Origin of the sequence: Sphaerochaeta globosa str. Buddy, from assembly GCF_000190435.1 — a bacterium.
Classification (GTDB): domain Bacteria; phylum Spirochaetota; class Spirochaetia; order Sphaerochaetales; family Sphaerochaetaceae; genus Sphaerochaeta; species Sphaerochaeta globosa.
On record NC_015152.1, the window covers coordinates 2,428,590 to 2,451,634 of the forward strand.

The 23,045-nt window shown below is 50.5% G+C and carries 18 protein-coding genes; 9 read left to right on the plus strand and 9 right to left on the minus strand.

Annotation, left to right across the window (positions count from 1 at the left end; genetic code table 11):
* Positions 1–219: 219 nt before the first annotated feature.
* Genes SPIBUDDY_RS11345 through SPIBUDDY_RS11355 form a run of 3 tightly spaced genes read right to left on the minus strand, consistent with a single transcriptional unit; the run spans position 220 to position 3,485 of the window.
* The gene (locus tag SPIBUDDY_RS11345) at positions 220–1,158 is read right to left on the minus strand and encodes a bile acid:sodium symporter family protein (RefSeq protein WP_013607901.1); all 939 of its coding nucleotides are present in this window, start codon (positions 1,156–1,158) and stop codon (positions 220–222) included.
* Complete coding sequence (locus tag SPIBUDDY_RS11350; protein WP_013607902.1) at positions 1,159–2,238, minus strand: class II aldolase/adducin family protein; 1,080 nt, start codon at positions 2,236–2,238, stop codon at positions 1,159–1,161.
* A complete protein-coding gene (locus SPIBUDDY_RS11355) occupies positions 2,235–3,485 on the minus strand; it encodes an L-rhamnose isomerase (RefSeq protein ID WP_013607903.1) in 1,251 nt (416 codons plus the stop codon). Before SPIBUDDY_RS11355 ends, SPIBUDDY_RS11350 begins: the two co-directional genes overlap by 4 nt.
* 96 nt (positions 3,486–3,581) lie before the next feature.
* Between SPIBUDDY_RS11355 and SPIBUDDY_RS11360 the strand changes: the two genes are divergently transcribed.
* Positions 3,582–4,448: a helix-turn-helix domain-containing protein gene (locus SPIBUDDY_RS11360; RefSeq protein WP_013607904.1), complete on the plus strand. Its 867-nt coding sequence runs from the start codon at positions 3,582–3,584 to the stop codon at positions 4,446–4,448.
* Here SPIBUDDY_RS11360 and fucU read toward each other — a convergent pair whose 3' ends face one another.
* On the minus strand, positions 4,449–4,874 hold the full coding sequence (gene fucU, locus SPIBUDDY_RS11365; protein WP_013607905.1) for an L-fucose mutarotase: 426 nt from the start codon (positions 4,872–4,874) through the stop codon (positions 4,449–4,451).
* Positions 4,875–4,977: 103 nt separating this feature from the next.
* Here fucU and SPIBUDDY_RS11370 point away from each other — a divergent pair, with 103 nt between their 5' ends.
* Both SPIBUDDY_RS11370 and SPIBUDDY_RS11375 read left to right on the plus strand, forming a co-directional pair.
* On the plus strand, positions 4,978–6,804 hold the full coding sequence (locus tag SPIBUDDY_RS11370; protein ID WP_013607906.1) for an L-fucose isomerase: 1,827 nt from the start codon (positions 4,978–4,980) through the stop codon (positions 6,802–6,804).
* A gap of 139 nt (positions 6,805–6,943) precedes the next feature.
* Positions 6,944–8,176, plus strand: coding sequence for a hypothetical protein (locus SPIBUDDY_RS11375; RefSeq protein ID WP_013607907.1), 1,233 nt, complete (start codon positions 6,944–6,946; stop codon positions 8,174–8,176).
* A gap of 2 nt (positions 8,177–8,178) precedes the next feature.
* Here the strand turns inward: SPIBUDDY_RS11375 and yiaK are convergent, their stop codons facing one another.
* The 3 genes from yiaK to SPIBUDDY_RS11390 are packed head-to-tail and all read right to left on the minus strand — an operon-like array spanning position 8,179 to position 15,103.
* Complete coding sequence (gene yiaK, locus SPIBUDDY_RS11380) at positions 8,179–9,180, minus strand: 3-dehydro-L-gulonate 2-dehydrogenase (protein WP_013607908.1); 1,002 nt, start codon at positions 9,178–9,180, stop codon at positions 8,179–8,181.
* The gene (locus SPIBUDDY_RS11385; protein WP_013607909.1) at positions 9,177–12,491 is read right to left on the minus strand and encodes a UvrD-helicase domain-containing protein; all 3,315 of its coding nucleotides are present in this window, start codon (positions 12,489–12,491) and stop codon (positions 9,177–9,179) included. The genes yiaK and SPIBUDDY_RS11385 overlap by 4 nt, the downstream gene beginning before the upstream one ends.
* The gene (locus SPIBUDDY_RS11390) at positions 12,488–15,103 is read right to left on the minus strand and encodes a PD-(D/E)XK nuclease family protein (RefSeq protein WP_013607910.1); all 2,616 of its coding nucleotides are present in this window, start codon (positions 15,101–15,103) and stop codon (positions 12,488–12,490) included. Before SPIBUDDY_RS11390 ends, SPIBUDDY_RS11385 begins: the two co-directional genes overlap by 4 nt.
* Before the next feature lie 43 nt (positions 15,104–15,146).
* Between SPIBUDDY_RS11390 and SPIBUDDY_RS11395 the strand changes: the two genes are divergently transcribed.
* From SPIBUDDY_RS11395 to SPIBUDDY_RS11405, 3 genes are all read left to right on the plus strand, one after another.
* Positions 15,147–16,010: a CPBP family intramembrane glutamic endopeptidase gene (locus tag SPIBUDDY_RS11395; protein ID WP_013607911.1), complete on the plus strand. Its 864-nt coding sequence runs from the start codon at positions 15,147–15,149 to the stop codon at positions 16,008–16,010.
* A gap of 58 nt (positions 16,011–16,068) precedes the next feature.
* Complete coding sequence (locus SPIBUDDY_RS11400) at positions 16,069–17,805, plus strand: capsule assembly Wzi family protein (RefSeq protein ID WP_013607912.1); 1,737 nt, start codon at positions 16,069–16,071, stop codon at positions 17,803–17,805.
* 98 nt (positions 17,806–17,903) lie between these two features.
* Entirely contained in the window at positions 17,904–18,671 is a 768-nt protein-coding gene (locus SPIBUDDY_RS11405; RefSeq protein ID WP_013607913.1) for a hypothetical protein, read from the plus strand.
* Between the two features lie 11 nt (positions 18,672–18,682).
* Here the strand turns inward: SPIBUDDY_RS11405 and SPIBUDDY_RS11410 are convergent, their stop codons facing one another.
* Together SPIBUDDY_RS11410 and eno are read right to left on the minus strand one after the other, a co-directional pair.
* Positions 18,683–19,702, minus strand: coding sequence for a S66 family peptidase (locus SPIBUDDY_RS11410; protein ID WP_013607914.1), 1,020 nt, complete (start codon positions 19,700–19,702; stop codon positions 18,683–18,685).
* A 71-nt stretch (positions 19,703–19,773) separates the two neighbouring features.
* Complete coding sequence (eno, locus tag SPIBUDDY_RS11415; RefSeq protein ID WP_013607915.1) at positions 19,774–21,069, minus strand: phosphopyruvate hydratase; 1,296 nt, start codon at positions 21,067–21,069, stop codon at positions 19,774–19,776.
* 367 nt (positions 21,070–21,436) lie between these two features.
* Here eno and SPIBUDDY_RS11420 point away from each other — a divergent pair, with 367 nt between their 5' ends.
* From SPIBUDDY_RS11420 to SPIBUDDY_RS15795, 3 genes are read left to right on the plus strand one after another with little or no spacing between them, the layout of a single operon-like run.
* Positions 21,437–21,694: a type II toxin-antitoxin system Phd/YefM family antitoxin gene (locus SPIBUDDY_RS11420; protein WP_013607916.1), complete on the plus strand. Its 258-nt coding sequence runs from the start codon at positions 21,437–21,439 to the stop codon at positions 21,692–21,694.
* Positions 21,687–21,992 carry a type II toxin-antitoxin system RelE/ParE family toxin gene (locus tag SPIBUDDY_RS16515; protein ID WP_013607917.1) on the plus strand — a complete coding sequence of 102 codons (306 nt, stop codon included), beginning with the start codon at positions 21,687–21,689 and terminating at the stop codon, positions 21,990–21,992. The genes SPIBUDDY_RS11420 and SPIBUDDY_RS16515 overlap by 8 nt, the downstream gene beginning before the upstream one ends.
* 33 nt (positions 21,993–22,025) lie before the next feature.
* Positions 22,026–22,994, plus strand: coding sequence for a UPF0158 family protein (locus tag SPIBUDDY_RS15795; protein ID WP_172634200.1), 969 nt, complete (start codon positions 22,026–22,028; stop codon positions 22,992–22,994).
* Positions 22,995–23,045: the final 51 nt, after the last annotated feature.

Genomic DNA, 23,045 nt, shown 5'->3' on the forward strand with positions numbered 1-23,045 from the left:
ATTTGTACCTGGTCATGCCAGGGCAAACAGCACAATACGTATAGCTACATGCTATATCTTTATCTATAAGTGTGACAGCTTTTTTGAATTCCGCAATAACTGTATAGTCATTTTTTAGCACTATTTTATCATGACAGCGGATTGTATGAGTGTTTGACCGGAATAGAAATGAAAGTGATACGAAAAGCCAAGCTCAGCAAATGAAGGACAATAGACAGCTCACCATGCATCCTTGGCGAATAAACGAGATCCCAATATGCCCACAAAGGTCTGCTGTAGCAAAATACCGATGACAACCGGCAAGGCCGTCATCGGATCGAAGTAGCTGGTTGCCAAAACCAGGGCTGCACTGATATTGCGCATACCACCGGTAAACGTCATGGAGACTACAAAAGAGCGCTCTTCGTGCACCACAAAACGTGCAAGACAGTAGATGAGTAAAAACCCCAGAGTAATAACGACTAGATTCATGAGAATCAAAGGTATATAGACAGCCGAAAAGGAAAGCGTTCCGGAAAGGGAGGCGACATGGATGATGATCACCAGCATCATGCACAATTTGGTAACCGGATTAAGGTACGCCCTTGCCTTGTTGCAGGCATCGGGTGCTGCATGCTTAATCAGCATCCCCAGAATCGAGGGAAGAACTATCATGAACACCAAGGAAACCATCATGCCCTGGAAATCCAAAACAACGGAGGAATTTGCAAGCAGACGAATCGTCAACGGTGTCAACAAGGGTGAGAGCAAAGTATCCAAGAGAATCAAACACAAAGCCAACGCTGCATCGCCCTTATGGATGGTTGTCCAAAGGAATGAGGTAACCGCTATGGGGATCGATGAGAGCAAAATAAAGCCGGTGATATAGGATGGAGAAGTAGGGAAAGCGAGCAAGGCAAGCAGTTTGACTACCAAGGGAATGGCCACATGGGCACAGAAAAGGACCAAAGCTATCGAACGTACCCGGCTAAGCGCCTTAAGCACTTGGGAGAAGCTGATCTGCAGTGCCCCGATCAGGGTGATGCAGGCAAAGAAAAAGGTTCCCCACTCTGAATAACCAGAAATACGGGAACCCAGTGCCAAACCAACCACCACCCCAAGCGGAGTGATAAAAGGTACCGCCTTATCACTCTTTGCATTGAAGGTGGCCAGGTTCATTTATTGTACAGCTACCTTGGATCGATACTTTTCCACTTCCCAATTGCGGATGAAATCAATCATGGGCTCATCCATGAAAAGCGGACCGCCAAAGCTCTCTGAGTACACACTGATCGCCACGCTGTCCAAGAACAGAGGCAGTGGCTTCTCCCCAAGAGAGAACACCCCCAGGTTTTGCACACAGACAATCTTTGGCCTCACGCCGTTGTGCGCTTCGAACGCCTCAAAGGCTTTGGCGACATCATCATCCTCGGCCACCCACAACGGCTTGAAGCCGGCATAGACAATGTGATCCGGGGTGAATGAGGAAGCTACCTTGGCAAAAGATGTTGCATCACCAAGAAAGTGCTGGTACTCCTTGTTCATGGCAAAGAGAATGGTATCGTTGGAATAATGCTTCAAAACCGTCTTTACTGCTTCCACCTGTTTTTCATCAGAACTGACGGGTGAAAAATCGGGTTTCCTCACCAACTGACTTTCGATGCGCTTCATCACAGACTCATACATGGCTGCAATCTGTTCAAGACTCGAACCACCGACAAAAATACCATGGTTCTGCAAAAAGATCAGGGAGCAAACCTTGCCTGTCTCTTGTGTGTGAAGGGCCATACGCTGGCGCACAATATGGGCAAGAATGAAACCGGGCTTCACCAGCTCAATCCACAAAGCCTCCCCAAACAGACGGGAAACAGCTTCCTTACCCCATTGGGCACAGGTTACTCCGTTTACGATGGCCGGGTGCAAATGCACCACGTAGTCAAACGGCAGCAGGGCATGCAACAAGGCTTCAACCGAAGGACGGGCATGTTCGCCTTCCAGACGGCAGGCCATCATGTCCTTAAGAACCTCATCCTCCCGCGTATCGTCATCCTGACTGTATTCCTTGTTCCAGATACCTTGCATCTTTGCAAGGTCCATACGGACAAAACCCTCGGCACCGATGGTACCCAGGGCATACCCACTTGCCTTGACGTAGAGAACCCCGTTCTCCTTGTAGGAGGTGTTGCCACCTCCAAGCAGGACAAACGAGGCATCCGAACCATAGCGACGTGAATGCTCTATCAATGTTGCAAAGCTCATGACCGCTCCCTCATTACACTCTCTTCATAGTCGCTGATGATGCCGATCAGCTTACTCTCCAGCGGAGCATGGTAGCGGGTGCAGAACTCATTCCACACCGCACCAAAAGGCAGGACGTTCTGCAGTTCCAGCAGGGCCATCGTCGCATACCCGTTGCCCGACTCTTCATATTCAATCAATTGGTCGATCGGCTGAAGCAAGGCAAACAAGAGAGCTTTGCGCATGGAACGAACACCGGTCACCCAAGCCCCGATGCGGTTGATTGAAGCATCGAAGAAGTCCAATCCGATATGGGTTGACTCCAGCTTGCCGCTGCGGACCAACTCTTCGGCCACCATCTTGACCTTGTCGTTGAACAGTACCACGTGGTCGCTGTCCCAGTGCATCGGGCGGCTGACGTGCAAAAGCACCTCGTCGTCAAAGAGCAGGATGGAAGAAAGCTTGTCCGAAATATCCTCTTCAGTATGGAAATGGCCCATATCGATGCAGAGCATTTTATTGTTGCGGGCTGCATAGTTCATGAAGAACTCGTGAGAGCCAACTACGAAAGCCTCACTGCCGATACCGAATAGTTTGGTTTCCAAGGCATCACGCATGCATTCCGAGGGGTATTCGGTTTCAAAAATCTCATCCAAGCTCTCTTTGAGGATGGAACGATAGCCGAACTTATCCACCGTATAGTTTTTTGCACCATCGGGCACCCAGGTATCCAAAATACAGGGAGAACCCATTTGCTCTCCGATCCAGGCTGCAATCTTTCTGCAGCGTTTGGCATGCTCAATCCAGAAACGACGAATTTTCTCGTCCTTGCTGGCCAGCGTATATCCCTCATCAGCCATCGGATGACTGAAGAAGGTGCCATTGAAATCAAAGGCCACCCCTACTTTCTTACCCCAGTCGACCCACCCCTGATAATGTACTTCCTCAATCTGGTCACGGTCGACAAACGTGGGACCGAACTCACCATAGCTTGCATGCAGGTTGACCCGATGCGTCCCGGGAACCAAGGAGAGGACCTTCTCAAGGTCGGCGCGCAGTTGCTCGATGGTCTTTGCCTTGCCCGGGTAGTTGCCGGTAGTCTGAATACCACCACCGCCCAATTCTGCATCGGGACGCTCAAAGCCCCCAACATCGTCACCTTGCCAGCAATGGATTGAGATGGGAATCTTGGCAAGTTGCTCCAATATTGCATCCGTATCCACGCCATACTCGGCGTATATATTCTTGGCTACTTCATACTCTGACATGATAGGCCTCCTCAAGTACGGTACTCACTACAATAGTGTGGCATTTTTCCAAAGATTTACCTTGACAGAATAGTCAATTTCTAGCACGATTTTATCATGTCGAGTTTCACCCTGTCCGAATCAATGTTCTTCCGGGAAAACCGTCTCCCTATCAAGGTGCTGTTAAGGGATCCAGAAATCCCCTTCTCTTTGCACAGCCACGACTTCTATGAGCTTGTTGTGGTAGTATCCGGCAAAGGAACCCATATCCTGGCGAACGACCGTCGCCACCTGCAGGAAGGCATGGTTTTTTTCATCAAACCGGGAACCGCCCATGGATATGCTGAAATTGACAACCTCGTACTGTACGACGTACTCATCGGCCTTAAAGCTCTCAGCGGGCATGTAAGCGAATTGAGCGAGGTCTCAGGCTTTCAGGAAGTCTTTCTCCAACCAGAGGGTGAAATACCTCTGGTACGAATGAACTGCCACCAGATCTCAGAAATCATTGCCTTGGTCAGCGCCATCAAGGAAGAATCGGAAAAACAGGATTACGGCAACGGGGCATCAGCGATGGCCTACTCCAAGCTGCTTCAGTTGCTCATTCTCATCAGCCGCTTCCACACCTCCCGCAAAGGAGGAGTATTCCAGCCCGACCAACGCCTGGAACGGGTCATTGCCTTCATGGAACGAAACCTCGACCGAAGCCTCTCCCTTGAAGAATTGGTTGCCCAATCCAATATGAGTGCAAGTACGCTGAACCGGCAGTTCAAGCTTTCCACTGGTTGGTCGCCGGTGGACTTTCATATCCACCGACGCATCGCCTTCGCTTCCACGCTGCTGCTTACTACCAATCTCAGCATTGAGCGGATCAGCGAAAAAACAGGCTTTTCCGATGCCAACTACTTCGCCAGGCAGTTCAGAAGCCACATGCAGATGAGCCCCAGGCAATACAAGCAGTTGTGGACGACCCCCAGAGCGTAATCAGACAACCACCCCTTTTTTAAGGATGATGTTTGCATACAAGGCCGACTCACCGGTAGCCACAATGGCATACGCCTTTCTGCTTCGTTCATAGAAAGCATAGCGCTCGATCTGCTCGAATCCCTTGAAAGCGGGATCACCGGCTTTGGCTATCGTTTCGTAAGAAGCCCAAATCGGGGTTTGCACGGTATCACCCTTTACCTTCTCCATCAAGAATGCGTTGGGGGCGTAGCTGTCCAGTGGATACAGCTGGAGAATTGCCTTAAGAGTGGCTTCTGCGCCGTGGCCGTCAAGGCGTACCACCCTGTCGTTGAGGGAAGCGGCGGGAAAGTTGCCATCACCGATGACCAGCTCGTCGCCATGGCCCATCTCCATGAGAATTTTCAAGAGATCGGGACTCAGAATGGAAGGAATAGTTTTCAGCATTGGGTGCTCCTATGGAAAATTGGATTGCAATTACCTCGATCGTGTGCAATACTACACATGATGTAAACGATTACATTTCCTATCATATACCAAGGGGGACAATATGGCAAATATATCTGGAATGAAAAATGTGGGACCAGAAAAACGCTACGCTTCCACACTTCCCAAAATTGGAATTAGGCCTGTTATTGACGGACGGCAGAGAGGGGTTCGCGAATCTCTTGAAGATCAGACCATGAACATGGCAAAGGCTGCCGCCAAACTGATAAGCGATAATGTATTTCACGGAACCGGAGAGCGGGTCGAGTGCGTCATTGCCGACACCACCATCGGTCGAGTGCGTGAAAGTGCCGATTGTGCAGAAAAGTTTGCCAGGGAGGGAGTCGCTATAACGTTGACCGTCACCCCTTGCTGGTGCTATGGAACCGAAACCTTCGACATCGATCCGATGACCATCAAGGCTGTCTGGGGCTTCAACGGCACCGAACGCCCTGGAGCGGTGTACCTTGCAGCTGTGCTGGCTGCCCATACGCAGAAAGGCCTACCCGCTTTCGGCATCTACGGCCGTGACGTACAGGACAACAGCGACACATCCATCCCCGATGACGTTTCTGAGAAAATCCTGCGATTCGCCCGTGCTTCCCTTGCCGTGGCGACCATGCGCGGCAAGAGCTACCTCTCCATCGGTGGCATGGCAATGGGCATTGCCGGTTCGTTGGTAGACCAGGATCTGTTGCAAAGCTATTTGGGAATGAGAACGGAAGCCGTCGACATGTGCGAGATCGAAAGGCGCATCGCCGAAGAGATCTATGATCCCGAAGAATACAAAAAAGCCATCGACTGGGTAAGGCAGAACTGCACCCAGGCCGAGGATACGGTCAACGCCCCCGAGTACCGCAGAAGCGCAGAGCAACTGAAGAAGGATTGGGAGTACTGCACCAAGATGACCATGATCGGACGCGATCTCATGATCGGGAACGAGAACCTGAAGAAGCTTGGATTCCGAGAAGAAGCGCTCGGCCACAACGCCCTGTTTGCAGGCTTCCAAGGCCAGAGGCAGTGGACCGACCATTGGCCGAACGGCGACTTTATGGAGACCATGCTCACCACCAGTTTTGACTGGAACGGCATTCGCGAACCGTACATTATGGCTACCGAGAACGACCACCTCAACGGTATCAGCATGCTCTTCTGCAAGCTCTTGACCAACCGTGCGGCAATCTTCAGCGATGTGCGCACCTACTGGAGTCCTGAAGCAGTACAGCGGGTGACCGGATGGAAACCCGAAGGTCTAGCCAAGGAAGGCTTCATCCATCTCATCAACAGTGGTGCAACCACCTTGGATGCTGCAGGTCAGATGAAGAACGAGCAAGGTGAAAGTGAAATGAAGCCCTTCTGGGAAATCACCGAGAAAGATGTACAAAAGACCCTTGAGAATACCCGCTTCAGCGTTGCAAACTGCGGCTATTTCCGCGGCGGCGGCTTCAGCTCAACCTTCCTCAGCGAAGGCGGTATGCCTCTGACCATGGTTCGCGTCAATCTTGTGAAGGGAGTTGGTCCGGTTCTGCAGTTGGCGGAAGGCTGGACCTGCGAAGTCCCTGAAAAGGTATTTGACACCATCAACAAGAGAACCGACCAGACCTGGCCGACCACGTGGTTCGTCCCCCGGACGAATGGCAAGGAAGGTCCGTTCAAGGATGTGTACTCGGTGATGGCAAACTGGGGAGCCAACCACGGCGCGCTCAGTTACGGACACTTCGGCGCCGATTTGATCACCCTCTGCTCAATGCTGCGCATACCCGTATGCATGCATAACGTGAGTGAGGACCAAATCTTCCGTCCCAGCGCCTGGTCGATGCTCGGTATGGACAAGGAAGGAGCAGATTTCCGCGCCTGCGAAACCTTTGGCCCTCTGTACGGCAAGTATTGATTCTTACAACATACTGCATCAATTGGGTTGGCACTCGTTGCCAACCCTTTCTTTTGCGCTACCAAACAGAAATCATTTCTTTTTTTTTGCCCTATGCAATCCATACAACAAGGAATATGCTACACAGCGGGAGGTTTGTATGGCAAATCTAATCACTGCTTGGAAAGAAGACCTTTCGCGACAGGGTAAAACAGACAAACAAATAGAAGCGGAACAGCAAACTCAGCAAACGCTCGAAACACAATTGAACGAATACCTACACAATGAGGAAGCTCAACTTGTATCCCTTCATCGCATGGGTGCAAGATTTGAGCTCGTAAGCCAAGGCGGCTCGGCATCCATGCACAAAGGGGTGCTTATCCTGCTAGCCATCCAATTCGTCGTCTCCCAACTGCCTGCCCTCTTTGGCTTTCCTGTTTCCGATGCCTCCATACCATACTACCTCTTGAACCTCTCGTTCTTGGTCTTTCCCTTCATGGCAGTCTATCTGTCGCGCTCTTGGAATACACAGATTTTGTCCTACCTCGCCGTCTTTGCACTGGTGTGCCTGTTGGTGAATCTTCAGCAGGCGAACAAAGCTACGGCCAAGGAAACCACGTTTATCCTCAGTGCCCTCCACCTGCCCCTGTTTGGGATTCTCAGTCTGGCAATTTTCCAAAAACAGGATACCTTCACCCAGAAACTCAGCCGACACCTGCGTTTTGTCGGTGAGGTCGTATTGCTGACCTTCTTGCTGTGCTGTGCCTGTTTTGTGGTTATGATGCTTTCAATCACCCTGTTTGAGGCAATAGGTCTTCGCATCGAGGATGGACTTGTCCAATTCCTGATCACCTCAATTCTTCCGCTGCTGCCGTTGGTGGCAATCCATGTGATCACCATCAAGGGAAGCAGACTGCTGCAGTTGACCCGCCTGCTTGCCTCTCTTTTCCTGCCTGTATTCACCGTAGTAATGCTGGTATTCCTTGCATTCCTCGTATTCGAAGGAACCACGGTGAAGGAGGATCGGTCACTCTTGCTTGCCATCGATGCCCTTTTGGCTTTACTGCTGTTGATGATCCTGTATGCAACCGACCTCTTCGAAACAGAACAAAACTCCCGCTTCTGGCGGGTGATGGTACTCGTCTCGTCGGTAACGGCCTTGCTTTTGGACAGTGTTGCGCTGATGGCCATCGGTTCACGCCTGCTTGCATACGGCCTGAGCGCCAACCGCCTCGCTGTTCTTGCAGAGAACCTCTTGCTGTTTGCAAACCTGCTTGCGTTGGTGCTTGCCTTGCTTACCCGTCGTTCAACGGCAAAAATCCAGGCAGTCTTTCTCACTGTCTATGCCTTCTGGTTCCTCTTCGTCACCCTGTTCTTCCCTCTGATTTTCTGATCCTAGAGAGAAAGAATAGTCTGCCAGATACGTTCATCGATGGGAATTCCCTCTCTGAGGTTTTCCTCCCTGATGTGTGTACGCAATTCGCCGGGAAAGCGAACAGCTGCTGACTCATGCTCCCTCTGGGAACTCTTAAGGTCCTCGAGGCTTGCATGGATTTCAGCTTCAATGCGTTCCCGGTCGGGAAGAGATGAGAGATTGATGGCCAAAAAGAGCTGACTTACAGAACTCTCCTTGCCCATCAGGCCTAATTGCCGGGTGGTATTGCCCCCGCTCAATGCGCTGACAATGAGATCGAGTGCAAAAGCAAGGCTTGTACCCTTCCAGAACCCGATCGGCAAGGGCCGCTTGGATGCCAGAATCTCCTTGGCATCAGTGGTAAGATTTCCCTCTTGGTCGTATCCGCCGGGAACAGGCAGGCTCTTTTGTTCGCGTGCATAGGTTTCCAACTTGCCGTAGCTGAACAAGCTCATCGCTGCATCGACCAGTACCGGTCCATCCTTGCAAGGGATACAGAGTACCAGGGGGTTGTTTCCCACCTTGGCATCGATGCCGCCCCAGGCAGGCATCAGAGGCATGGTATTGGTCCACAGGATGCCGATGCAATCCTGTTCGGCAGCCATCAAACCATACGTTCCCGGGCGCATCCAGTGATTGGTATGGGACAAGGCAACACACCCGATCGTATGCTCCTTGGCAAGTGCTATAGCCCGATTCATCGCAGCATAGGCATTGAGGTTTCCCATTCCCCCCTTTCCATCCCATCGTTCAAGGGAGCCGAAGGAAGCTGATTTTTCAGGCTTCACATGCACATCGACAAGCTTGTCATCTATCATCTTGACCAGGAAAGGGAATCTGTTTGCTCCATGGGTATACACCCCTTGAGCCGATGTTTCGGCGATAAGTTGCGAGCAAAGCTTTGCATCTTCAGCATCCATGCCCCGGCTGGTCAACACTTTCTCGAATTGGGCAACCAGGGTTTCAAACGGTATTCGCATCATAGGTTCTCTCCTTCCCATACAACAATGTTCTGTACATCCCGTAGATACACCACGCACCCCTTGACCGGGCACTGATGAATTCTAGCCATTGCCTGCATATACGTCTGTAGCTGGAACCGGTGAACCTCTTCATCCCGGAACCGGTCCGTCTTGAAATCAACAACCAGATAGTGGTCCTTTCGCTTGATCAACAGGTCCACCGAACCTTCAACAACCACAGCCCTCCCCTCATGTTCCATAAGCGAAAAGAACCCCACTTCACAGGAAACCGGATAAGGTTGCACCTCTGTCCTATACCAACTGCTGCCAACAAATGCATGACACAAAAAAAGTGCATCAGCGATTACCTGCTGCTGGTTCACCCCGCCAAGGGATGGGGGAAGCATTGCAAGAGCATCGATGGCCTGACTTGGCTGTAGTACCATCTGCTCGCATAGTGCATGCACAAAGGTGCCGAAATCCGCAACCTGCGCTTCACTGAACAATGCATCAGAGGCCAAGGAAGGCAAGGCTTTCGCCGTCTCAGAAAAAAGCGGGGCATGCAAGGCTGTCACCGCATAGCGAATCGGCCTCATTTCATAGGCTTCTTCACGGGGTGCATAAAACGAGGCAGCCGCATCAATTCGCTGCTCAAATGCTTGCTCATCTTCTCTTTTCTGGTCGTAAAGCAACGACTCAGCAATATCGGCAATGCTTCGGACGGTGACAATGCCCTGCTCCAAGGCGGGAGCATCGATGTCGATGCCAAGACTTTGGGCCAACATTAAAAGCAGCGTTGACGACCTTCCATCCTCTGCAAGCGATCGGTTGGTCTTGGAAAAACAGCCACTGACCACCACATGCGTCTGGGCACGGGTGAGGGCAACATACAAAAGGCGCTTGAGCTCGGCACGGTTGAGCTGTGCCTCGGTTCCCTTGTCAAGCAACTGACCGGCGTGCTTTGCCGTCTCGATCCTGGTTTCGCTGACGTGATAGGGTACCGATACATAATGGGGTATGGAAATGCCTTGGTAGGTAGAGACCGCGTCCTCTTCAGAACGCCCTTTGGAGCCGGTATTGGCTACCACCACGATGGGAAATTCCAAGCCCTTGGACTTATGGATGGACAGAATCTGTACACCCTCCTCCTGCTCCTTGATGACTTCCAGGTTCTCGATCTTTTCATTCTGGGCAAGATTGTCCCTCAGAAAGTCTACGAACTGACTCAAGCTCTTGCCTTGTTGCTGTTGCATCTGTGCCAGACGGTGTAAAAATGCATAGTGCTCCGTATACACTTGGTAGGAAGGGGTTGCCACCAGACTGAGGTAGTATCCGCTCTCGTACCACAACAAGGAGACCAAGGAACTCAGACTTGCCGTCGCACTTGCCTTCTTCAGATGTGCATAGAATGCCCCGACGGCCTCAAGGCGGCTCCTATCCTCAGGTCCTATCGAGTCCGGGATTGAAAAGCAGGGGCAATCCAATACCTCTGTCATGCCAAAGTCGCTGAGATTGCAGAATGGGGAACGCAATACGGTCATATAGGCATGCCGGTCCTGGGGATAGAGGACCAATTGCAGCATGGCGTACATATCGTTGGCTGGAGCTTCGAGCATAAGCGACCGGGCAGCCTGCACAGTGTAGGGTATGTTGAACCTTCTCAACGCCTTCTCAAAACTCAATTGGCTGCTGGTGGTACGTAAAAGCAGGGCGATGTCACTGGTTGCTGGCCTATGGGGGCCAGTCTCAGAAGGAATAAGATAGGAGTCGGTATGCAGCATCTCATCGATCAGGGAAGCAACGGCATACGCTTCGGCATCGGTATCGGCAGCATCCTCCTCATCCTCGTCCAACTTGCTTTCATACGGCTTTATCAAAACCGTACACTTGCTTTGGATTCCCTCTGAGGGTTCTCTCCAGCCTAAGGCGGAGAAATCAGCCTCAAAGCTCTCCCCATTATTCTGCATCACCGAAGGGAACAGGGTGTTGAACCATTGGATCAAAGCAGGCTCACTGCGGTAATTGGTATCGAGTTGGATGTGCCTGCCTCCGTTGGCGCAAAGCTCCCAGCTGAGGCGCTTGAATACACTCACATCCGAGCCGCGGAAGCGGTAAATTGACTGCTTCTCATCCCCAACGAAGAAAAGCTTATCAGCCTTGAGGTTTTCGGGGCCCGGAATACCGTCCCCTTCTCTATCCAAACGCTCCGAAAGCAGGTACAGCAGCTGTTTCTGTTGTTCGTTGTTGTCCTGGAATTCGTCGATCATAATGTACTTGTATGCCATCTTGTAATAGTGGCGCAGGCTTTTGTTGCTGCTAAGAATATCTACTGCAAGAGAAGAGATGTCTGCAAACGTCAGCACTCCGCTTTGGCGTTTCTGCTTCTGATATGAGGCGATATACTCTTGCATGAAGGAAAGAACAGCCTGCAGCTGAGATGAGCCGAGAAGCACGGAGCGTGCGATGCAGAGCTTCTTTCTCAGTTGATTGAACTCCTCGATTGTCTCCTTGATATACAGCATCTGCTCCGCTTTTCCCGCTCCAGGTTTTCGGAAGTAGCCCAAAGCCGAACAAAGGATGCGATGCTTCTCTTCAACAGAGGTACAGGCTTCTAGTGAAGAACGAAGAGACAGGGCCGCTTCTCTTGCCGTTTGCACTGTCTTGGAGGTATCCGTCAAATTTGCATAGCTGTCCAACAGGTTGACAAATCCATCCCAGCTCTGGTCGAAGACAGTCTGGACAGCAGAGAGAATACTCACGTGGGCATCCTCCTCCACTTGCTTTGGCATGCAGTAGGCATTGCTGGCTAAAGGGACCAAGACATCATCGACCAATTTGTCGGGACTGTAGAGGCCGCACAGTATTCTGGCCCCTTGTGATTGCGGCCAGGTATCCAAAAGCTCGGTGGCACACCGTCTGGCGTTTCTTAGGTTTTGCTCATCATCGATGACGAAATCCTGGGCTATACCGTAGCGTATACTGTCGCTGCGTACAATTTGACTGCAGAAACTGTCGAGTGTTGAGATGGAAGCTTCGCTGAAGGTAGCAAGTTGGCCTACGATTCTCTCATCGTTTTTGCAGCAAAGCAAGTGGCGATGAATGCGCTCCTGCATCTCACGCGCTGCTTTGCGGGTGAACGTGAGCGTCAGTATCTCACCTACTTGTGCCTTGCCTTCCAACACGAGGCGCAAAAAGCGATAGCTGAGCACGGTGGTTTTTCCCGACCCTGCCCCTGCACTGACCACACAGTTGACATCGCAGTGTACCGCCTCAAGCTGGTGAGCATCCAGTCTTGCCTTATGTTGCATCAGAAAATCCTCGAAAGTAATCATCGGGTTGCAAACCTCCTTCGGCAGAGCGAACGGTAGTCACAACCGCTGCAGTGTTGTTTGGAGGGGGTGGCCATGAAGGCGCCCACTTGTACCGATTCGCCAAGCGAGTCCAACCGATTGACAAGCAGCTCATCACCCAGCAATGCCTCTTCGCTGCCATCGTCCGTCCAAAGGCTTCGGTACCTCCCCTCCTTCACGCTGTAATAGGCTGCGTGGGAGGCCGCACCCCCCAATGCATGCTTGACCAATGCCCGGTAGAGCGGCAGCTGGTAGGAGCTGAGCTTTTCCTTGATGCTTTTCATTGGAGCTTCACCTTTCTTGTAGTCGATGACGGCGTAGCTCTTACCCTCCGGCGGATCAAGATTGATGATTCGGTCGATTCGGCCATGAAGGAACAGCGAGTCATAGCTGAAACTGAGTTCCTGTTCAAACAGAATCGAGCGGGTATGACTGAAGAGTTTCGCTTCCTGCTCGAGAATACAAAGCACCTTCTGTCGATACTCTGCTATGATCCAGCTCCGAATTGACGGGGTGGGGCCTTCGCTTCCATATACATCGGTAAGGGTACTATCGAACAGCGAGGTAAGCAGGCTGCGATACTGTTCAAGCAACGCAGGATCAAAGTCCACTATCTGGGAGAAGAATCGTTGGTAGACCAGATGCAGCAGATTGCCGATCATCAGATGGTCGACCCGCTCTACGTCATACGTTTCTTTTGTGACTCCATACAGATAATGGGCAAGCCAAGCATAGGGACAGCGGTCAAAGAGATCGATTTTGGTCGGTGACAAAACAAGCAGGGCTTTCCCGTCCCGCTCTTCTTTGAGTTTCTTCACCAGATCAAGGGGGATCGGGTAACGGGTATAGTCGTCCCTTCGCTCAAGTAATGCTGTTTTCCGTGCTGTGAGGAAGAACCGTCTTTGGCTTTCCAAGGAAATTGCCGGGCCGCTTGGGCCCTGCTTATAGAGAGCCAACTCTTCCAAGTAGGGATCCTCACAGAGATTGGGACTTTGGCCGTGATACAAGAGAGCATCCTCTTCGAGGAACGCAGACGGGGGAAGCAGCTCTCCCTCATACCGTCTGGTATGGCAGGAAAGTGTCACATTCCCATCACCCAGGCTTACTGCTTGCAGGTTGGCCCTGGTCGTATCGATTTCCTTACGATGCTCCTCGCCGATTTGGGAGGGAAGAAACAGTAAAGGACGTTCGATGGTGGCAGAGCTCTCCTGATCGAGACCAAGTACGAAGAGATGGTCGGCGATCAGCGGGGCTACTTGAGGCCAGGCATATACGGCAATGCCCCCTTTGCGTTGCTGGGGAACATAGAGCTTTGTCTGCAGATATGAGAGCAAATAGGAGAAAACATGGGGATAGGAAGCAATCGAACACCTCTGCATCGCCTGTTTGATATGGTCGATTGCATCCAGACAGAATGAGTAAACATCCTCGTCTTCGGTCCCGACCCACTGCTCAGCAGTAAAATAGGTGTCCTGGAAGTGATTGAGCTTGCGCCTGAGCATTTCGATATCACTGGCAGTTACAATATCAATAATGCTTTGTTTCAATGACCGATACCAGGAACGCAAATCTCTGTCTGCGAGCATTTCGGTAAACTGGTCTTTCTGTTTCAATGAACCATGGACAATCGACTTGTCCACTGCACGACGAAGAAACCGGTGATGCAGATCACGATCCTTGTAGGGAATACCTGGGTCGAGGAGAAGTGACTTCAGGCTTTCCAGGCTGAACTGGTCGTCATACACTTCCTGGATGCGGTTCAGAAAGCGTCCGCTGGGATACTCAAGGGCAAGCTTCCCTTCCCGTATTACCAGCGGAATGTCATAGAGCACAGCCTCCTCTTGCAGAATGGGAAGCAACAGGTTGGAGGCTGCACACCCGATTACAATCGAGTGTGCAGGCGTTTTGCTGCTAAGCAGCTTGCGAATCCTGCGAAGCGTCGTCCGAATTTCCATTACGTGGTTGCCGAAGACTTCCAACGTAGCAAGCTTCGCACAAGGAGTGGGCCGCAATTCCAACCAAGACGGACAGCCTAGTGAGGTAAAGAGCTGTTGTGCTGAACTTATGGTATCACAGAAAAGGATGCAGTAGCGGACTGAGGCATCCCAATCAGGGGGCAGGCAAGGCTGTGCATACCGGGGTTCAAACAGCGATCGTTCCTGTAAGAATTGTTGATACTGCTGGTAGAGCAACAAGAGGTCGTGCTGCATCTGATCATCAAGCAAGCCCAGGACCTCGCTGTCGCACGCCTGCTTCAATGACGGAAGGATCGAGGCGATGTAGCTGATGAAGCGCCCATGAGCCTCGGGATAGAGTGGGTTTATCAGGCTGGATAAGGGAAGTCCTGCCTCAAGCGCCTGATGAACAAACAAGCTTCTGATCAAGGAGTTTGCAGGAACCAAATCCTCTTTGTGCTCCAGAAATTTGGCACGAAAGGTATCAAACGAGATACTGCGTTCCGAAAGGATGGCTTGCTTGTTGCCAGACAAGACATAGTCGACTACGTACGAACGTGCAGCCGCCTCGGTGGGGAATACACACACATACCCTTCATCAAATGCCCTTTGTACGTATGAACGTTTGGTCTCCAACATGCATTGCAGTATACCATGATTGTGTGTACGATGAGCCTGTGTGATGCAAAAAGCGATGAAAAAACTATCAGAAAATGACCAACCTTTTCGTACCTACGAAACCAAACCGATAGAGTTTGCCTTAGCCATGGTGCTTTCTTTGCTCTCTTGGTTGCTGTTGGGCCCATTCTTTGCCCGAATATTGCAAAGTCTCGGCATACCCTACCTCACGGCGAATGCTCCGTTTGTGGCGATGGCGATGGGGTTTTTATTGGCAAAGCAACTCTTGCTCAAGCAACCGTTGCTCGCGCTCGTTACCGACCATCCAAGGTTTAGGACAGCATTGTTTGTCCGTGCTTTTCTTCTATACTTTGTATCTGCAACGCTTTTTCTGGTTGTAGACTTACTGTTGCACCCTCACTATTACCAGCCACTTACCCATTCGGGTGGAACCTTTTTCATGTTGCTTCCGTTGGTGCTCATGTTCACTCCCCTTCAGACAAGCATCGAAGAACTCGTTTTTCGCATGCTCCCAGTTCGAGTCATCAATAAAAACCAATTGAGGCAACCAATGCTACGGCAACTGGGGACCTGCCTGATCTCATCAGTGCTGTTTGCAGCACCCCACTTGGGCAACCGGGAGGTGGCAATCGCCTCAAGCCGTACTGTGGTCATACTCTACTATGCACTCTTCGGGTTTGTAGTCACCTCCCTATGCATGAAGCACCAAGGATTTGAAATAGCATTGGCAGTCCATGCTGCAAACAATCTCTTTGTCGCCTTGGTCTGCAACAGTCCAGCCTCCTCCCTTCCCAGCCTTCCACTGCTACAGACCACCAGGCCCATCGGGACGATATATGATCTACTGCAGCTGTGCACCAGCCTTGCTTTGGTAGCTTTGCTTGGGAGAAAACGAAAAGAAAGCTGACAATCAAAATCTCCTATGGTATGGTACTACCCATGTATTGCATGACAAAGGGGTAGATATGCGTACCAAGTCGGTTCTCGTTTGCAGCATCGTTCTCTCGTTGGGTTTCATACTTCCAGCAGCCAATCTTCAGAAAATTCATCCTCTGGACAGTTCTCTCTATCGCAATCTTGCCACCCTCTATATTTTACAGGGAAAGGCTTTGCCTTCAACTTCGTTACCTTACAATGAGGAGGAAGCATTGCGGCTGCTTCAGCAGATAGACCAGTCAAAGCTTGTAAGCAAAGCCGAGCAGGCTTTATATGCCTCTCTTGTACAGGAACTTGAACCGCAGAGAAAGCAAGCCGGAAACTTGGGTTACGCCATCGATCTCACACTTACTACAGAGCTCTATACCCATACCAATACCATCGATTTCACAGCCGAACGTGACTGGATGTACGGATATGGTAAACGCAAGAGCCTTGGTAATCTTTCCTTCGAAACCTGGCCGGTAGACTCGTTCTACAGCTACTTCGAGCTCTCGCTGATGAACAACTTCGGAGTGTTGGATTCCTTTGGAACCACCAAGGCCAACGAACAACCCAACACGTTGTACGGCAAGGCACCACTGACGAGCAATGTCATCATGGTCTGGCCGAACAAGATTGAAAACATTGACCTGAATTTTCCTTATCGAGCCTTCGTCAGTCTGGGGTCGGAACACTGGAACCTGCAAATAGGAAGAGACAAGCTGAGTTGGGGAGCAGGAAAAAGCGGTAATCTCATGATCAGCAACAATATGCCATATCAGCAGTTCGCAAGGTTCACCACCAGTTTTGAGCGCTTCAAATACACCTTCGCTTCCTCGTTCTACACCCATCCGAAAATTCATACGTATGCATCTGATGACAATGCAGGGTCTAACACCCAGGACCTGCTGGGAGATGGCATCAAGATGTTCTTGGCCCATAGAGTGGAGTTTCGGTTCCTGCAGGACAAGGTCGGCCTTGCCATCAGTGAATCGATGATGTATCAGAGTGCATCCGGCTCGATTGACCTTCGGTTCCTCAATCCAGTGGGATTTTACCACAACCAATACATCCGGGGAAATTCGAATTCCATGCTGGTTTTTGAGCTTGACTATACCCCACGCAAGGCCTTGAACCTCTACGCGCAAATCGGAATCGATGAAATCGCCTTCGGGGAGGATGTTCCCCCTGCAGCGAACTCAAAACCTAACGCTTTTGGCTATTTGGCAGGTGTTCAAGGCGCATTTGGCATCAGTGATGGAGTATTCACCTACTCATTGGAGGGTGCCTATACCGATCCTTTTCTTTACCTACGGGAACCATACAACAAGACCACCCAGCAGTTCGGTGTCGGCTACGATGTCATTGTACGGGTACTTTCCCACAGTATGGAGAACCTTCACTACTGGCAGGGCTATCCCTATGGAGGGGATGCCATTGTTGCCCAACTGAACCTCGGATATGAACGACCGGGTAAAGTACGTTTTGAGGCGTCAACACTATGCATGGTCCATGGAGTACTTGGCATCGACAGCATATGGCAGTTGTACCAAGGATCTGAAAGCCTGGTGACCACTCCGACGACTCAGAACCCCTTTGACAGTACGGAATCGGGTCCGGTTTCCTACACACTGCTGCCTTCGTTTCTCGTCGCATATACGTTGAACAAGAATCTCAGCGGCATGGCACATATCGCTGTTCCAATGATCTGGAACAAAGGCAATGTTGCAAAGGCTCTCACCTACGATATTCAGATGAGCATAGGAGTAACGTATTCCCTCTAGACCTTCCTGCGCTGCAGAGATGGACAATCTAGTGTTACGGTTGTATCTTTATATCAGGGCAATGATTGTCCTCTTGCAATCAGGGAGGGTAATGAATCATGAAGGTTCAAAAGCATTCTCTCTTCAGCTTCCTTGCCTTGGTATTGTTTATCGCATCCTCTTTGGTCAATATCCTTTGGGCTCAGATGTTCTATCCGTCATCCGAAGTCTACACCTCGTTCTACCCCAATGATGCAATCAACCTGGTATTCGGCACCATCGTCTTGCTTCTCTCATTTTTCAAGGTAGTACGAGATAGCAAGTTCTATCTCCCCTGCCGCTCGGGAATCCTTCTGTTTATTCTATACAATGCGATTGCCTCGGTGTATGCAATGAGAAGTGCATTGAGCATCCTACTCTTGATAATGGGTGTTGCAGCCCTGTTGACACTCGTAGAGAGTGTTGCGTACCAAAAACTTTTGGCCACACAACTCACCACCAACCACCAGAAGCTCTACTCAGCCATCCTGATTTGTATGGCGCTGCTCTTTCTTGTACGGGCGATCATCCTGCTTGTCAGGGGGGGACACACAACAGCCGAAACTGCACTCAATCTTGCAGACCTGGTTCTCTGCACCCTCTGGCTGGCAAATGGAATAGGTTTTTTGAAAAATCAGCAGAGATGCTTCCTAGCCGCTTTCATCTGTTATATCCACGCCTCCCTGCTTTGTGTCTCATTACTGCTGTTCATGCTCATCCAACCGGTGTTGGTGGGGACTCCCTTTTCGTTTACTGACTTTCTCGTTATTGCAGTTATGAGCCCGGTGTTTTTCATTCCCTTGGTTTTCTTGGGGAAAAGCATGGTTAGAGCAGAGAGTGTTTCATGAAACCAAATTGCTTACTGTAACGTACTTTCCACGATGCTGAATGTCTTGGTGTGGCAGTCGAACCGAGCACATGCTCCATAGGCAAGAATGCACATCGGCTCGTTATGACCGAAGCTCAAATTATAGGCAACCGGAAGGTCTTCCATTCCAAGGCGATGGAGTACTTGCTGTAAAACCTGAAGGTATTCCCGTTCGTACAAACCCTGATACGGCTTTGCAAGCAGGATACCTTTAATGTTGGTAAAAAGCCCTGCCTGCACAAGCCTGTCCAATAGTTGGGTGAATCGCTCTTTGGAAGGAGCTTCCTCACTGGTCTCCAGAAAAAGCAGGCAACCTGAGAAATCAGGCCAAATTTCAGTGCCGATGCACATATCCAGCACTTCCAGACACCCTCCCAGCAAAGGACCTTCCATCACAGATTCACCTTGCAGCACCTGATAGCCCTCATGAGGTACAAGCTTCTTTGTTCTCTTTTGGTTTTCCTCCGTCCAGGACAGGTATTCCCCGGTCCATTGAAGAGGTGGCTCAATAACTTCCATTGGCTCGCTACAAAAGAGCGCGTTTCGCACCCACCGCTCCGTGTAGGGATACATGGCAATATTTTCAGCAAACTCGGCCAGAATGGAGGGACCATAGAACGAGGGAATCCCGGCTTTATGAAGCATAAGGTGGGTGACAGTGGAGTCGGAGTACCCAAGGAAAATCTTGGGATTCCTGCTGAGTACGGAAAAATCGATATACGGAAGCAGCCGTATGCTGTCATTGCCGCCTATACAGCTGAAAACCGCCTTGATGGAGGGATCAGAGAAGGCGTCCATCAAGTCCTGAGCACGAGAGAGTGGATGTTCACGAAGATACGTACTGCCTTTCAGGGTATTGGGCATCTCTACCACCCTCAGGCCGAATACTGTCTCAAGCCTCTTTTTCCCCAGCTCGTAACGCCACAGCAGATCTGCATCTCCAGAACCACCCCAACTCAGACTCACCGTGGCTACGGTATCCCCTGGTCGCAAAGCATTTGGTTTTTTCATTACTGTTGCCTTTCTGTAGGACAAAGGCCACCGCAATGCGATGGCCTTTGAATACTAAAGTGAACGATTATTTACAGTACGCGGAAAGCGTCACGACCAGCATACTTGGCGGTATCACCGAGGTAGTCCTCGATGCGCAGCAGCTGATTGTACTTTGAAAGACGATCGGAACGGCTCATGCTGCCGGTCTTGATCTCACCGGTCTCGAGGCCGACTACGAGGTCAGCAATGAAGTTGTCCTCGGTCTCACCTGAGCGGTGGGAAACAACAGCGGTATAACCGTTGCGCTTTGCCAAGTCAATGGCTTCGAAGGTCTCAGTGAGGGTACCGATCTGGTTCACCTTGATCAGGATGGAGTTTGCAACACCCTTCTCAAGACCAATCTTCAGTCTCTCAACGTTGGTTACGAACAAGTCGTCACCTACAAGCTGGACGCGGTCGCCGATACGGTCGGTAAGCATCTTCCAGCCTTCCCAGTCGTCTTCAGCCATGCCGTCCTCGATGCTGATGATCGGGTAACGGTTGCTCCAGTCTTCCCACAGGTCAACCATCTGAGCGCTGGTCAGCTTCTCACCGGTGGTCCATTTGAGGGTATAGGTCTTGGTCTTCTCGTCATAGAGCTCAGAAGCGGCGGGGTCAAGGGCGATCATGAAATCCCCATCGCGACCGGTGGTATACCCTGCCTTCTTGATGGCTTCCATGATGACCTCGAGGGCCTCTTCGTTTGACTGCAGGTCGGGAGCGAAACCGCCCTCATCACCTACAGAAGTGTTGTACTTCCTACCCTTCAGAACAGACTTGAGATTGTGGAATACTTCAGCAGTCCATCTCAGGCCTTCGCGAAGTGAGGGAGCACCGATAGGCATAACCATGAATTCCTGGAAGTCTACCTTATTATCGCTGTGAGCTCCGCCGTTGAGGATGTTGGCCATCGGAACGGGAAGAACGCAGGCATGGTAGGCACCAAGATATTTGTACAAGGGGAGTCCAAGGTAATCGGCAGCTGCACGGGCAACAGCCATGGATACACCAAGGATTGCGTTTGCACCAAGCTTTGCCTTGTTGGCGGTGCCGTCAAGAGCAATCATGGCGCGGTCGATGGCGACCTGATCCAGAGCATCCATGCCTTCGAGTTCGGGAGCTATGATGTTGTTGACATTGTCGACAGCCTTCAGAACGCCTTTACCCAAATAGCGGCTCTTGTCCCCATCACGGAGCTCTACTGCTTCGTGAACACCGGTGGATGCTCCAGAGGGAACCGCTGCACGGCCCATGGAACCATCCTCAAGAATGACATCTACTTCTACGGTGGGGTTACCACGTGAGTCAAGGATCTCCCTGGCTTCGATAAATTCAATAATGCTCATGAATACACTCCTAATTTCGTAATTAAAGTCACACAAAATATATTCGTATCTTTTAGCGCTAATGTCAAGGCAAGCAACTTTCTTGGATTGTCAGTCTTTCAAGGCTTTTCATGGCATGCAATCAAGTTATGTGAACGTGTGTACTTTGGGAAATGCATTTGCAAAGAAATCGTGTGATGTGTCTCAATTGGGAAAAGGAAATGTGCCAAAAAAACCATACATGGCTACTTTGGAAAACCGAAACCGGGAACTATCTTTAATGGAACACGAATCAGCATCTATTGGCATTTTATTATGGTATTAATGTTGTTATATCGATACTTACATGATAGTATCTCGATAGAATTATGATAGGAGAGAGAATCTCATGATACGGATTAAACCAGTTTCTTATTTGCGTAATAAGTTCACCGAAATCGAATCTCTTGTCAAAGAAGGAGAACCAGTGTTCCTTACCAAGAATGGGGAAGGTTCCATGGTAGTCATGAGCATCGAACAGTATGCTCTTCTCACCGATCCAGTTGAACGGATCCTTGATGAAGCAGATTATTCTGCTACGACAACAAAAAAGCGCTACACACATGAGCAAGCTTTCAAAAAAATCAAGGAAGCTCTCGATGATTGAGAACGTCCGATATACGGATCAATTCATACTGGATGTTTCACAAGTTGTTCGCTATATTTCGCACGTCTTGGATAATACAAATGCTGCTCAACGATTGATTACATCCATCGAAAAAGCAATCGAAAATCGCACTTCGAATCCCGAAGGATTTGAACCAGTACATACCTGCAAGGTTAGACAGTATCTCTATTACAGAATCTATATCAAACATTTCACACTCTATTATATAGTGATTGACGGCACCATGGAATTGCGCAGATTCATAAGCTCAAGTCGAGACTATTCGAAGCTCCTCTAGCCAGATGGGAAATCAGAGAGTATGATACATGCCATGGAAACTGCTGCGTATCATATGCCACCACTCACCGAGGATCTGCTTGGCTCAATCATCTTTGCCATGGAAGACCAAGTCAGCTCCTATTATATCGACCTCAAGGACGGCTCTCTCATCAGTGAGGAGGAGATGCGTTACCTAGCAGAGGATGAGCAAGCAGAAGGACCATGTGCTGAGGAGCGCTTCACCTCCATTCCCGATTGGGAGCCCTCCGACGGTTTCCGTCTGATGGAAATGTTTGCCAATCGGGTGCGCAACCCCCTGTATCGAGAACGCCTGCTCTCTTGCTTGAACAGCGGCAAGGGAGTATTCCGCAAGTTCAAGGACACCCTTTCCGAACTGCCGGTGTTGGAGCGCAAGTGGTTTTCCTTCAAGGACGAACAACTCAAACGAGTAGTCATCACCTGGTACCGGGAACAGGAAGGCCTCTTGGGCTTGATACATCTCAGCGAGGAGACTGAAGACCTCACCGAGGACATCCTTTTAGAGGATTTCACCTTTGAGACGCACGAAGGATATCCCACCAGTGAAATCGACAGCTTCCTGCAGACAATCCTTGAGGAAATGGAAAGCGGCGACGAGCAGAATGCAATAGCCAGCCTGCTGCTTTCCCGCAGGTTCGAGAATGAAATGCCCGAACACTACCAGATTGCCCGCAGTCATGACGGAACCCTTGCCGCCATGCTTGCCTACATACCCGTTACCGATTATTTGGTTGAGGTCCCCTTCTTTGCAGTAAAGATCGACTTCCGGGGCTTGGGGCTTTTCAGGCTTCTGTTCGACGCCTTCAGCCGCCAAATGGCACGGTTCCATTATCGTACCATTGTGGTGAACCTCATCGGTTCCTCGGTCTCACTCGAACGGCTTTTTACCCCCTACTCGAATCAGACCGCTGCCAAGCATCTGATTCTTTCGACCAGCAACTGGAATAGCAATCACCCCAGCAGCGAAGAGGCTTTCCTCTAGGGTACTACAAATGATATGCCTCTTCGGATACACTGAACGGTATTCGGGAGG